Here is an 11,892-nt window from a genome sequence, read left to right as displayed (position 1 = left end):
GTCTGGCAGAGGCCAGCTCAAGCCTTCAACATCGGCGCGCCGAAAATACTCCGATATCGTCGCGCGGCCCACCGACAGGCTTTGCGCAACACGGCGTCCTGAAAATCCATCTGATCGAAGCCGCAAAGCTTCCCGTATCTTCCGCATTGGCAATCTCTTCATTGGGCTCTCTCTCGTTCAAATGAACGCCAGAGTAGCCCTGCTACAGATCGCCTCGCAGTCGCTTAAATCGTGTCAAAATAGGGGTGGCCGGATGCCCCGGAATCCATGGCCGGATCAAATCGGTATGGGTGGCCGGATGCTATCGGTACAGGTGGCCGGATCACCCCGGAATACGCAAAGAACAGCGCCGCGACCATCGAAAGCTTGGAGCGGCGGCGTATTGAGCAGGAGCAGCAAATCTCGTCACTGCGCGCTAAACACACCCAGTCCATCATTGACGGCGAGGAATTCGACGCAGGCCCGATCCGGGTGGCTGAAGACGAGCTTACCGCGATCATAACTGCGCAGCGGACCCTTGTGGAGCTTCAGAAGGAGCATGAACGCCGGGAGGCTGAGGCGCTTGAAAAGCTGTCCGACAAGGAAAAACGCAAACGTATTGCCGATCAGATCCGCAAGATGGAGCGCGACTGGCTGGATCAAGTCAAAGCCGTTGAGGATGCTGCCCGGAAGATGGCGGCAGCCTATGGGCGCGCCGAGGACGCCCGAAAGACGCTGCACGTTGCACTGATGAGTCAGGGCACAAGTTCTATCGGTCTGATGTCTAATGGCTTTGAGATTCGTGTGGGTACCGGACTGTCTGCAATCCTCGCCAAGCAAATCGGCAAAGGAAACCTTGGTCAAATCAAGTTGCCTGCGTCCACGCGTGACGTAAACCTGCCTTGGGTCGATGTTGAACTGCCTGTTTGCCGTGACGTAGAGCAAACCATCAAGCGCTTGCTGTCAAACGAAATGGAGACGGCTTGAACCGAGATGGCAATCACTCAATTGCGCTTCCGTCTGGCGGGAGCAGTTCAGGTTCGGGGCGCGTTTAGCCATGGAGCCTGATGAACTTGCCCGCAACTTCCCCTTAGACCCGTCGCAACCAGAACTAGGCATGATTGTTCACCCCCTCGCCGTTCAGGCGCTGGAGCGTGCCTTGTCGCGCCTTCTGAAGCACAAGGGAAGCCAAGTGGCGGTGCCTGTAAGCAAGCAGGAGGCATGTGTCATCGCCAGTGCATCCGACAGGACGATCACCAGAGCGGAGTGCTGGCTTGTGGTAGGGATCAGCCGCCAAGGAGAGGCGGTCTATGCCCTAATGTATTCGACCGAACCTGATGGGCATAGAGAAGTCCTGAAAAGATTTTCCAGCGAGTTGGAGCATCTCTTGTAGGGGCCCGAAGCGTATACAGATCCATTTCCGTGGGGTATTATAATACTCAAAGATAGAGAAGAGAGATAGCAAATGGCGACCCTAGCCTTAACAGCCTTAACAGCAATCAAGGGCGCAGGCCTTTCGACAATCCTCTCCGCTGCTGGAGCGGGTATCGGTGCCGTCGGCGCAATCCAAAGCGGCAACGCACAAAACGCGGCGGCACAATATCAGGCCGCGCAGCTGGAAGCCTCCGGCAAAGCGGAGCGTGCGTCGTCCCAGCGTGAAGCCGAAGAGCAACAGCGTCAGACGCGGCTCATGCATTCGCGGGCGCGTGCCGTTGGCGCTGCGTCTGGGGGCGGCATTGATCTGGAACTGGCCGGAGACATTGAGGCAGAAGGCGAATACAGCGCGCTAACCGCCCTATGGGAAGGCGCTGAAGCGGCAAAGGGTCGGAACGCCCAGGCGGCAGCATCGCGGCTTGAGGGCAAGGCCGCGAAGAAAGCAGGATACCTGAAAGGCGCGAGCAAAGTGTTCTCCGGCGCTGCTAGCCTATATGAAAGCTTAGCACCCAGCAGGACAATATTGAGCAACGGGCAGAGCTTGCTGGAGAAGTACGGTTAAGGCTTAGTTACTTCTGACCCCGCACCTGGCCCCCCATGATATCACGATGAATTAGTCGACGGGGATTTACCAGAAAATTAGACGGGACTTCTCATGGCATACGTTATTGAAAAATGACATTCGAGGTTCTTAGCAAGGGCGGCAATGGAGTATGGCCAAATTAGGATCAACTTCGAATTTCGGGTTGGGGGGATGCAACCTCAATCAAAATACTCTTTGGTTGCTAAGCCGCTAACTGCGCTGACAGACGCAACCCACGACGCACTGCAACAGCTCGTCGGGATAGGAGGGCTTTCTGACTATCGGTGCGTCTATACCGTTGATTACTTGGCCATTGACCGGAATATTCCCTGTGTGAAATACGAAGGGAACGGACAATTTTTTCAGCTTTTTTGCAACTGCTTCAGACGTATGCCCCCCAAGGTTCACATCAATTACTGCGCCGTGAAGTGCTCTTCCCTTCACAACCGCGTCTAGGGCGTCCAAAGCGGATTTTGCAGAGTAGCAGGGACCAAGAACTTCTGCGCCTGCGGTTTCAAGCGTCATTGCGACGTCGAGGCTGATGATTGGTTCATCTTCAACTATTAAAACAAGACAGCCCAGAAGGGGTCGAGGGTTATCCATCTGTCCTAGTCCCTTCAGCTTTCGATGTTGAGGTACGCAAAACGTCTGCACTCTTTCTTGCTAGTACGGCCCAACTACCCAACTCGCCAATTGTTTCCTTGGAAAATGATATCTATAGAGTTCGGCGAAACGTCCTCGAGGATGGGGTCGCGCTGTCGCGCTGTCGGCGGTTAGCTACAGAGGACCGCCAGATGCCAAAAACGTACCCTCCCGGGGTGAAAGCTGCCGAACTCAACGAACAGATCCTGCGGAGCCTGATTGATTACGCGATTGTTACACTGGACGCCGATGGGGTCGTCACCAGTTGCAACGATGGCGCTGAGCTAATTCTTGGCTGGCCAGCAGCTGAAATTATTGGCCAAACCGCCGATGTGTTCTTCACACTGGAAGATGTGGCACGAAACCGTCCAGAAGTTGAAATGCAGACCGCGCTTAAGGAAGGTCGCGCCGACGATATTCGGTGGCACCGACGCAAAGACGGTAGCCACTTTTGGGGCAGCGGGCTGATGATGCCCCTCCTTGAAGAGGCGATGAGGAAATCGCAAAATACGCCCTGCGGCAGCGGTTTCGTTAAGATTTTTCGTGACCGCACCTTCCAGCACGAGGCAAACGCAAAGATTGCCAAGCTAGAGAACCGCGCATCACTCGCGATGCGTCGATCCGGAACTGTGGGCGTCTATGACTTTGATATCGAATCGAAGATTATTGTCGCGGATACCGTGGCCGCTGAACTGCACAACGTTCCAGCGCATTCGGCTGAAGAGGGAATGCCCTATGCTGCCATCTTCGACGGAATCCATGCTGAGGATGTGCCCAAGGTGCGGCGTGCGTTTGAAGAATCGATCAGTGAGGGTCTCGACTTTGATCAGATATATAGGTCCGCACAGCCTGATCTAAGTCCTCGTTGGATCCATTCCCAGGCGACTGTGGGCTTAGACGAAAACAACAAGCCTTCCCGCATTTCGGGGATTGTCGTTGACATAACCGATCAGCACAAGCGCTCACGCATGCAAGAGATGCGGCTTCGTTTCCTGGATGAGGTGCGTGATATTCAATCCGGCGATGAAGTCGCGCAACTTGCTACCCGCACCATCGTCGAAACGCTTTACGCTTCTCGAGCCCGATACGGATATATCGCAAGCGATGGAGAGTTGATCGATGTTCGCGCCGACTGGAATGTTGACGTTGGGCCAAGGCTGATCGGGAGACTTCACTACAGCGACTTCGGCAGCTTCTCGTCGATTTTACAGGATGGTGCACCCGTCATCGTTTCTGACGTCAGAGAGGACACCCGCGTAGAGGATCCGGCGGCGCTTGAAGCAATTGGTATCCGCTCCCTGGTTAACCTGCCTTTGCTGGTGCGTGGTGACTTGAAGGCCGTCTTGTTCGTCACCGACCCTCGTGCAAGGGAGTGGTCCGACTCAGAAGTTGAATTTATGCGTTCTATTTTCGAGCGCACGCATGCCGCGATTGAAGGTTTTCGGTATGAGGCTGAACGAGACATCATGACCGCAGAACTCGCACACCGAATGAAAAACATGCTTAGCATTGCACAAGTCGTGGTCAATCAGACCCTGAGGGGGTCCGAGAATATTGCGGAAGCCCGCACATCTATTTTTTCGCGGCTGAACGCCTTGAGTGATGCACAGGACGTACTGACACGGGGTGACCACCAAGCGGCCCCTATCAAGAGTGTCGTAGAGGCTGCCCTGAATGCGTTCTCGTCACTTTCTGATCGTGTCACAATGCACGGACCGAACGTGAAATTGACATCGCAACAGTCCCTTGGCCTGTCCTTAGCTCTGCATGAGTTGGCAACGAATGCGGTAAAGCACGGCGCGATGTCTGGTGAGGCTGGTGAAGTCCACATCATTTGGAACAACACCGATTCCGGATTTGACTTTATCTGGGAGGAAAGCGACGGCCCGGAAGTTGCGGCCCCGGCAGCTCGTGGGTTTGGCTCCACCATCCTTGACCGGGTTGTGGGTGGATACTTTAACGGGAAAGCGTCGGTGACATTCAATACAGCTGGGGTGCGGTTCCACATCGTCGGGAGCCTCTAACTGGAGCCTATCCCGAATTCGTTCAAGCTGGCCGTCAGTTGCGGCGGGGAAATGTTAGATGCGCCTGAAACCATGTCACCGGGCTAAACTTCCTCCGTTTTTATCGCGACTTAGGCACTTCTAAGCGGCTGTGGCTTGAGAGCATCAAAAATAGAGGTAGAGTCCGAAAGTCGGGGTGCATGGCGCAAGCCTGCATTTGACCGAGGCGTTAGCTAAGAAAAAAATCTAACGACGACCATGTAGAGCGCCACAAACCAAAGAACCGTCACGACCGCCACAAACAGCTTTAGCCCAAAACTCCGCCGCTGGCGGCTGCTAAGCTTTCTCGGACCTGATTCTACTTTAGGCATAGCAAATCCTCCGCTGCATTCGTTCCTATCAGAACTAACGTAAAATTTCTAATGTATTCGCAATAGGCTAGGCGGATTCATGCGAATCCAATTCGAACACAAAAACGTTTGTGAGCCGCCACAAATTCAATAACTCGTGGCGGCTGATAGATGTTGAGTGGGTAGGCTCTGGAGGGATGGAACCTGCCCGCCCAAACGACATTATTTGGCAAACAAGATCCCCACAACGACGTAAGAGGCAATCAGGATTGCTGTTGGAAGATGGCGCTCAAGCTTTGCGCGGTACGCCTTCGATAGGTGCTGATCCGAAAGATATCGACCGGACTGCCGACGCGCAAAATGTTTCATGATTAACGCTCATACTAGACCCCTCTCCAATGCACAGGAAATGGGACCCGTATGTGGCCCTCCCGTGAAAGTAGTATGGTGCAAGCGCAAGACGTTACCTCATTGTCGCCTTATTGTCCCCGAGACCGCTAGTTGTCACCAAACGCTGACGAAAATGGCAACCCGCATCAAGGCGCGGGCTGTTCGTCGCGCAGGCAAGTTATTGAAGCAGACTGAGGCTGCAAGAGGGGCTAGGACCGACCTGCTACCTAGTGCGGGCGACCACACTTAGTCAGACGCGGCGAGAAACGTCGAAATTTTCAAGCACCAACAGGTTCATGTCCGGCAACTACACAGGATCCGCGATGTATTCCCGTGATCTTCTCGAAACGCAGTTTCTCCTGAGTTATCTTTTGGATGAGCCTGGCCGTCCCGAAGCATGGCTATCATCGGACCCTAAAAGCTCTCCGGAAGAATACAAACCTGTTGTCATCCGTAAATATTTGGATAAGCGCGATGGCTTCGTGAAGAGAAAGCGAGAGCAAAGCTATAAGGCGCTTTCGACGCTTGGAGCCCATCCATCTCCCGGTGGGCTAGAATTGAAGCGGGACGGCGGCAGAGCGATCCACGGAGGGCCATTTAAGCAACGGGACACTTTGGAGCAGTGCATACAAGAGGCCGCGAGAGTCATTCTCCCACTCTGCGGAATATTGCACAAATACTGCGTTTCTGAAATAGAGAGTGGCCGCAGCATGGCAAGTCGGCTCTCCCTTATTTTGCAGCGAACTCAATTGAAGTACTTCAATTCTTAGACTAAGTTTAGGCGCATTCCGAACTGACCGCCCCTCATGAAAAGTGTTGAGACATTCATAGGCATTCAAACCCGCAGGTTTGAAGTTTCCGCCAAAAAAATGCGTGAGCTGGAATCAATTTGTGCGGGGCTCCTACCATCACGCCGCCCAAAAGAAACAATTTGTTTGACTTGGAACGCATTTTCCACACCGCAATTTTTGCAGCTTTGAAAGGGGCCTGGTATACGATTGGATGGTGTTTGTGCTTTGGACGCGGACGGAGATGTAGTCCCAACTGGTTAAGTCTTCACGGTTCCAAAAATCTAACGTCGTAAAAGATTTTGGCGATGAAGCTTCATCGCTCCCCCATCTCAATAGACAGAAGAGCGATAGCGCATTCTAGCGCATCAAGACTAATGGCAGTGTACGCGCCCACCATTGCTGTTGTCCGCATGACAGCATTGGCCTACGGGCGAAGATTTCCGACATCCGCCACCATGAGCGTCTGCAATCATGGCCGAAAAAGTTAGTGCAACGGCAGCGGTAGCAATTGTGATAAATTTCATTTTCAATTTCCTAAAGGTGCAAAGGGCAAGTGAGTTTAATAAATACGCCTCGTAGCCATAGCTACCACCACAGCAAGAGGCACGGTTAAAGAATTGTAAAGAAATATCTGATGCTGATGGTCACACAGACCAGCACCCTCGGACACAGACTTTCAACATCACAAGGGTATCCTCGCCGTGTTAAATCTGGATAACGAGGCTACTGCCTTCCGCCAATACTCACTACCTCAGCGGGCTGTCGATGATCGCGTTTTTAGTCACTTGCATGGGAAGGATTCCACCATAGCTTCGCGGATCAAGCTTCGCGCAGGCAAGTGTCTAATAGCCGGGTTTTGTTCGAAATATCCTATGACAATATCGACAATCTGTCCGCGCTCTACGGATACAGGAGCACAGATGCCCAGAATTGAATTCACCATCCCGTCAAGTTCTTCCGCAGTTCCTTTTGCTCCGCTTACGACTAGGGCCTCGAAAGCACCAATCTTGATCCCTTCCCACGCACCAATGATGTATCCGATACAATAGCCACCTCTTATGTCCGCTTCATCAAGGTGGTCACACGCTGCTGCAATCTCATTGCCCGACGCTGTTTGTGCCGCTAGCGGAGCACTCGTCATACAGAGCAGAACAGCGAGCAATTTCATTCTTCTGATGCCCCCGCCTTGTTTACAGCAATGCCTAGACCGCGTGCAATGTCCCCACCTCTGAGAAACTGAATGCCGTGACTCTCAAGAGCAGATTGGATGGCCTCAGCACTAGAGTGCTGTAGGCCACCTTTCCCGGTCTCAAACCGACTGATCGTCGTAAATGAGACCTCGGCCATTGCCGCTAAATCACGAACGCCAATTCTCAGCGCGCCTCGTGCCATTCTTACCTGTTCTGGCGTCATTTGATTACCTCATAATCATTTTTGCATACACAGTATTGACATTCTGCTTAACGTTGGCCATATTGCATACAGGATATGCAATTAAGCTAACGGAGTAAACCCATGACAGCCGCAGCCACATATAGCCTCACCAAGATCATGACAGACGCCCATACCGCCGCGAAAGCCTGTCTGGGCCACGCCGTCTACAAAGGCCGCTCATACGCCAGCCTGTTTGCAGGCCAACTTTCAAGAGTTTGGGCTGAGGCTAAACGGCGTGTCGCAACCGCAAAGTTTGATGCGACAATGTCTCAATCAGACCGCACCCGAGCAGCTATCGCGAGCTTGGAGAGCAAGGACCGCTGGACGCAGGCCGACTATGCCCGCATTGGCGTCCTACGCGCTGCCCTGAGGGCCGCAGAGGAACACGAAGCGCTTTCGCCTGACTACGCCGCCAAGCGCTACCTGATCGCCTCTGCCGGTGGCCGTTTCTGCGCCGTAACCTTCACGAAGGTAGACGGAACCGAGCGCACTATGCAGGTGCAGCCAGCCACTTTGCAGCACCATGTCAAAGGTGACAGCGCCACAGAGGCAGGGAAACGGGCCACAGCGACCCGTAAGGCTCGCCACCCTCACCTGATGCCGGTTTGGGACGCAAAGGCCCAAGCGCCCCGCTCCGTCAATCTGGCAACTATCTCGCGGATCGCGATGGACGGAGTTGTCCACGAATACCGCGCCTAACCCGCCCACAACCAAACAACAGTGGCCGAACGCCACACGAACGGAGGAAACCCACATGTCCAATATCAAACACGCACTACAGGCCCTGCAAGATGCCCGCCAAGCCCATGAGGCCGCTATTTCAATCGGGGATGCCTGTCAGACCGCAAACGGAGGGAAGGCCTCGCCTGCAAAGGAAGTTGCCATCGGTAATGCCGCAGAAGCTGTCGGTAAGGCTGAACGCGCCCTCATGGCCATTGAACCGCAAACCCCGATTGATGCTTTACGGAAGGTGAAGGCCCTGATTTGCGAAGGTATGGTCGATGAAGCCATCGCAGCCCTTCGTGCTGATGCCGAGCGTTTGTCCGAACCTAAGCGTGACCCACTGGCCGACCTCGACGCCCGGTGTCGCCCGCTTCGGAAGCTGATCAACAGCGTAGACAACAGCGACCCGTTGCTTGACGACATGATCGAGGAACTGCACCGCCTTGAAGGCGAAATGTTGAAGCACGTGCCGACGACCGCCGAAGGGCTGGCCGCGTTGGCTAACCTTCACTGGCAGACCGAAGGACCGGTCTCGCACATGGGGTCGACCGACTGGCAGGAATCCATGCGCAACCCGGCCTACGTGGCCATGCTAAACCTTCGCACCGGCGCGCGTCGTCTGGCAGGGGAGGCAAGTCAATGACCACGAGCCTCGCCTCTGCAATCACCAATGCATACGACCTCAGCAGCATTCTACGCGTTTGCGTTCGCTCCCTTGAGGGTGACGCACCCGAGCAACCGGGAGACGGGGCGGCAACAGCGCACACGGTGAAGCTTGCCGGAAATATGGTTGGTGACCTGATAAGCACCCTTGAACTGGTCGAACTGAGAGGGGAGGGACCAGACCAAGATGCCAGCCTGAGAACCGGTGCAGTCGCCCTGCTGGATCAATGGAAGGCAGCCAGACGGAGCAGAGACGCATTGATGCAGTTGCTGCCGACTGAACAAGAGGCCGAACCTGCGGACCTTGGCACTCTCGACGTAACGATTGAACGGCTGGCCGAACAGATTTCTTGCCATCAGCCGCAGTTGGATGAGGATGCAGCTACAATGCTGGAATGGTGCGTGGAGGACTGCGCAGGGGAATTGCTTTGTGAGCAGTATCCGCGCGCTCAGAAGGCCGTGATCGAATACCTGCGGACCAAGGCCTAGCGAACCCGCCTGCGCCCCTCTGCCGGGGCGCGGGCAACGCGGTGGGGGCCGCATTGGAGACTGTCAGCAAATGAATTGCTACACCAACAACCGGAACTGGTCCGACAGGTTTTTGCCTGAGATAAAGCAGTTGATCGGCGGATATCTCTTGGAGACTGCAGCCGATCCATTCGACCATTTCCAAGCCACTGACCTGATGATGCTGGATGCCCGCGATATGCGGGTTGCAGCACGGGTGCGGCGTCCCGGCTATGCACAACGCTATCCCTACCAGTTCACTATACGCTCTGCCGTTGCCTCCGGTGCGCAAACAGAGCTCTCCAAGATTGTTAACGGCAATGGTGATTGGATGTTCTACGGACACTCCAACGCGACAGAGACGGGCCTTGATGCTTGGTGGCTGATTGACCTGCGGGCGTTCAGAGCAGCGTTGATACGGAACAGGGTGAATGCTCCGCAGATCCAGATGGGCGACCAGCGCAATGCGGACGGGACACGCTTCAAGTGGTTTGATGTGCGGTCGTTTCCGGCTGATCCGCCACTTGTGGTGGCGGCAAGTGCCCTACACTGAAAACTGATTTCGCTGCATAGCTGACAGCCACTTGCGACGAGAAGTCTGCCAATATCCTTAAATAAGCGTTTCGATCCGCATGGACTGCAGAAGGACAAAGATTTTATTCTGTGGTATAGGTGATTCAACCAAGCTCTATTTGTGGTTTACCCCAATTGCCGGGAGTAGCTGATGATCAAATTGCTGCATGTTGATGATGACACTGACATTCTCGAAATTGCTAGGATATCGCTGGAGTTTTCCGGCGACATCGAAGTAGTCCAATGTTCATCAGGTGAAGAAGCTCTGGCTGCAGTAGCAGAGTTCATTCCGGATGTTTTTCTGCTAGACGTCATGATGCCGGGAATGACCGGACCCAAAACCCTTGAGGAACTGCGCAAACTGCCGGGACTGGCAGAAGTGCCCGCTATTTTTATGACCGCCCGCGCGAATGCCGATGAGCACAAAGAGCTCTGGGACGTCGGTGCGTTAGAGGTTATCAGCAAACCTTTCGACCCTATGTCACTAAGCCAGCAGATTAAGGCAGTGTTAGCGAACAGATTGACAAAGGACTTGGCCTGATCGCACACCTTAGCCATCACATCTCAATCAAGAACAGTTTGTTTCATTTTTTCGCGGAGACGCCCTGCTCTCGGCAAACTGTCGACACATTTTCGCCTTTAATCCTCGCTCTACTAGATATGCAAACTTGTCTCCGAGTTGCCGAAGTAGTGAGCGCCATGCGTAATGATAATGAATTATTGATTGATCTGACATTGCCGCCAGATAGTGAAATGCGCCACCTGTATATCGAGCGCGTTGCGAAACTAGCCCTATGGTTGGTGATCACGTTCGCCGTGATGCTCGTTGCACCCTATTTGATCTGAAACGGCTTCCAATTTGGACACTGCGTCACCAGGTCGTTGTAATTTTCACATAAGTGTCTGGCAGTGCGGTAGTGCGAAGATTCTTACTCGAACTCGCCTATCACGGATCAAAGCTAAGTGTTATACCTACTGATAAATTTGCACACAACAAAATGGCTGATCACAAATGTCACCGTACGACAAACACGAGGATCAAGAATATTCAATACCACGCCACCGGAACCTTGAGGCTTACGAATTCCCTAGCTTAAGCAGCGTATTGAAGAGGAAGCGCGTCTCGATTGTTGTCGTGTTCGTCTGCCTTGTGGCAATTGGTGCATGGCTGGTAATCTGACGCAGAACCGATACGCACTGCTAAGGCCTTAGACGAAACGAGCACCGTCAGCGCGCCGTAGATGGACTACGCAAGCGAGCTTGACGCCGACGGCATGCGGTTCGAGTGACTTGACCTTAGGAATTTTCCCGCCGACCGGACCACGGTCTGGCTTCGAAAAAACAGACGTAACGTTATGTAATCGAAAGATTGTCCTATTATTCCAAAATAATCACATTTTCGAAAAATCGGTTTTAGATCAAACGCAGATGAACTTTTAGCACATGCAGATAGTTCTTCTTGGGATGCTCCAATGAATACCTAGGAGACAAACCCATGGCCGCATTTTTGATCGCCTACCAATCTGCCAACTTTCAGAGCGCTGCTGATTTGGAAAAGATGCTGGCTGGTTTCGAAGCAGTTCCGTTAGGGGAGCGCGTGTGGGGGCTTGAGACAGATTGGGACGAGCTAGAACTCAGCAAGTGGCTTGAAAACCAGCTAAACGCTGAGGATTTTGCGACAGTAATGCGACTTCGCCCAAGCCCAGGCCAGATAAGCTCTGTTATCTCGCCTTCAGCCAAAAGATGGCTTGTTCAAGCGCAGGGCCGCAAAGTTCAGTAGTGGGCACTGCCCAAACCTGGCGACCCGACCTTGGCACAAC

General features: G+C 53.7%; 14 protein-coding genes. 12 read left to right on the top strand and 2 right to left on the bottom strand.

Features of this window, described 5'->3' with window-relative positions:
* Positions 1-267 precede the first annotated feature (267 nt).
* The 3 genes from BM174_RS09240 to BM174_RS09230 all read left to right on the top strand — a co-directional run bounded on the left by BM174_RS09240 (position 268) and on the right by BM174_RS09230 (position 1,975).
* Entirely contained in the window at positions 268-966 is a 699-nt protein-coding gene (locus tag BM174_RS09240; protein WP_093923555.1) for a hypothetical protein, read from the top strand.
* A 70-nt stretch (positions 967-1,036) separates the two neighbouring features.
* Complete coding sequence (locus BM174_RS09235; protein WP_093923554.1) at positions 1,037-1,372, top strand: hypothetical protein; 336 nt, start codon at positions 1,037-1,039, stop codon at positions 1,370-1,372.
* A 72-nt stretch (positions 1,373-1,444) separates the two neighbouring features.
* Positions 1,445-1,975 carry a hypothetical protein gene (locus BM174_RS09230; protein ID WP_093923553.1) on the top strand — a complete coding sequence of 177 codons (531 nt, stop codon included), beginning with the start codon at positions 1,445-1,447 and terminating at the stop codon, positions 1,973-1,975.
* 231 nt (positions 1,976-2,206) lie between these two features.
* Here the strand turns inward: BM174_RS09230 and BM174_RS09225 are convergent, their stop codons facing one another.
* Complete coding sequence (locus tag BM174_RS09225; protein WP_093923552.1) at positions 2,207-2,599, bottom strand: response regulator; 393 nt, start codon at positions 2,597-2,599, stop codon at positions 2,207-2,209.
* Between the two features lie 191 nt (positions 2,600-2,790).
* On the opposite strand from BM174_RS09225, the gene BM174_RS09220 reads away from it, so the two are divergent.
* Together BM174_RS09220 and BM174_RS09215 are read left to right on the top strand one after the other, a co-directional pair.
* Entirely contained in the window at positions 2,791-4,662 is a 1,872-nt protein-coding gene (locus BM174_RS09220) for a PAS domain-containing sensor histidine kinase (protein ID WP_093923551.1), read from the top strand.
* 1,042 nt (positions 4,663-5,704) lie between these two features.
* Positions 5,705-6,151 carry a hypothetical protein gene (locus BM174_RS09215; RefSeq protein WP_093923550.1) on the top strand — a complete coding sequence of 149 codons (447 nt, stop codon included), beginning with the start codon at positions 5,705-5,707 and terminating at the stop codon, positions 6,149-6,151.
* A gap of 802 nt (positions 6,152-6,953) precedes the next feature.
* Here the strand turns inward: BM174_RS09215 and BM174_RS09210 are convergent.
* Positions 6,954-7,340: a Rap1a/Tai family immunity protein gene (locus BM174_RS09210; RefSeq protein ID WP_093923549.1), complete on the bottom strand. Its 387-nt coding sequence runs from the start codon at positions 7,338-7,340 to the stop codon at positions 6,954-6,956.
* Between the two features lie 347 nt (positions 7,341-7,687).
* Here BM174_RS09210 and BM174_RS09200 point away from each other — a divergent pair, with 347 nt between their 5' ends.
* From BM174_RS09200 to BM174_RS09175, 7 genes are all read left to right on the top strand, one after another.
* On the top strand, positions 7,688-8,305 hold the full coding sequence (locus BM174_RS09200; protein WP_093923547.1) for a hypothetical protein: 618 nt from the start codon (positions 7,688-7,690) through the stop codon (positions 8,303-8,305).
* A 55-nt stretch (positions 8,306-8,360) separates the two neighbouring features.
* Positions 8,361-8,972, top strand: coding sequence for a hypothetical protein (locus tag BM174_RS09195; protein ID WP_093923546.1), 612 nt, complete (start codon positions 8,361-8,363; stop codon positions 8,970-8,972).
* On the top strand, positions 8,969-9,481 hold the full coding sequence (locus BM174_RS09190) for a hypothetical protein (RefSeq protein WP_093923545.1): 513 nt from the start codon (positions 8,969-8,971) through the stop codon (positions 9,479-9,481). Before BM174_RS09195 ends, BM174_RS09190 begins: the two co-directional genes overlap by 4 nt.
* A 70-nt stretch (positions 9,482-9,551) precedes the next feature.
* Entirely contained in the window at positions 9,552-10,052 is a 501-nt protein-coding gene (locus BM174_RS09185) for a hypothetical protein (protein ID WP_093923544.1), read from the top strand.
* A 171-nt stretch (positions 10,053-10,223) separates the two neighbouring features.
* The gene (locus BM174_RS09180) at positions 10,224-10,613 is read left to right on the top strand and encodes a response regulator (protein ID WP_093923543.1); all 390 of its coding nucleotides are present in this window, start codon (positions 10,224-10,226) and stop codon (positions 10,611-10,613) included.
* Positions 10,614-10,771: 158 nt separating this feature from the next.
* Complete coding sequence (locus BM174_RS21055; RefSeq protein WP_177209452.1) at positions 10,772-10,918, top strand: hypothetical protein; 147 nt, start codon at positions 10,772-10,774, stop codon at positions 10,916-10,918.
* 649 nt (positions 10,919-11,567) lie between these two features.
* Positions 11,568-11,852, top strand: coding sequence for a hypothetical protein (locus BM174_RS09175; RefSeq protein ID WP_093923542.1), 285 nt, complete (start codon positions 11,568-11,570; stop codon positions 11,850-11,852).
* Positions 11,853-11,892 lie beyond the last annotated feature (40 nt).

The organism is Sulfitobacter brevis (assembly GCF_900112755.1).
Taxonomy (GTDB): Bacteria; Pseudomonadota; Alphaproteobacteria; order Rhodobacterales; family Rhodobacteraceae; genus Sulfitobacter; species Sulfitobacter brevis.
This window is presented reverse-complemented; position numbering and strand designations above follow the sequence as displayed.

What these genes read in the sequence shown, in the direction of transcription:
- BM174_RS21055 (WP_177209452.1), top strand. Translation starts at nt 10,772, where the DNA reads ATGCGTAATGATAATGAATTATTGATTGATCTGACATTGCCGCCAGAT.
- BM174_RS09215 (WP_093923550.1), top strand. Translation starts at nt 5,705, where the DNA reads ATGTATTCCCGTGATCTTCTCGAAACGCAGTTTCTCCTGAGTTATCTT.
- BM174_RS09210 (WP_093923549.1), bottom strand. Translation starts at nt 7,340, where the DNA reads ATGAAATTGCTCGCTGTTCTGCTCTGTATGACGAGTGCTCCGCTAGCG.
- BM174_RS09175 (WP_093923542.1), top strand. Translation starts at nt 11,568, where the DNA reads ATGGCCGCATTTTTGATCGCCTACCAATCTGCCAACTTTCAGAGCGCT.
- BM174_RS09240 (WP_093923555.1), top strand. Translation starts at nt 268, where the DNA reads ATGGCCGGATCAAATCGGTATGGGTGGCCGGATGCTATCGGTACAGGT.
- BM174_RS09190 (WP_093923545.1), top strand. Translation starts at nt 8,969, where the DNA reads ATGACCACGAGCCTCGCCTCTGCAATCACCAATGCATACGACCTCAGC.
- BM174_RS09230 (WP_093923553.1), top strand. Translation starts at nt 1,445, where the DNA reads ATGGCGACCCTAGCCTTAACAGCCTTAACAGCAATCAAGGGCGCAGGC.
- BM174_RS09180 (WP_093923543.1), top strand. Translation starts at nt 10,224, where the DNA reads ATGATCAAATTGCTGCATGTTGATGATGACACTGACATTCTCGAAATT.
- BM174_RS09235 (WP_093923554.1), top strand. Translation starts at nt 1,037, where the DNA reads ATGGAGCCTGATGAACTTGCCCGCAACTTCCCCTTAGACCCGTCGCAA.
- BM174_RS09220 (WP_093923551.1), top strand. Translation starts at nt 2,791, where the DNA reads ATGCCAAAAACGTACCCTCCCGGGGTGAAAGCTGCCGAACTCAACGAA.
- BM174_RS09185 (WP_093923544.1), top strand. Translation starts at nt 9,552, where the DNA reads ATGAATTGCTACACCAACAACCGGAACTGGTCCGACAGGTTTTTGCCT.
- BM174_RS09225 (WP_093923552.1), bottom strand. Translation starts at nt 2,599, where the DNA reads ATGGATAACCCTCGACCCCTTCTGGGCTGTCTTGTTTTAATAGTTGAA.
- BM174_RS09195 (WP_093923546.1), top strand. Translation starts at nt 8,361, where the DNA reads ATGTCCAATATCAAACACGCACTACAGGCCCTGCAAGATGCCCGCCAA.
- BM174_RS09200 (WP_093923547.1), top strand. Translation starts at nt 7,688, where the DNA reads ATGACAGCCGCAGCCACATATAGCCTCACCAAGATCATGACAGACGCC.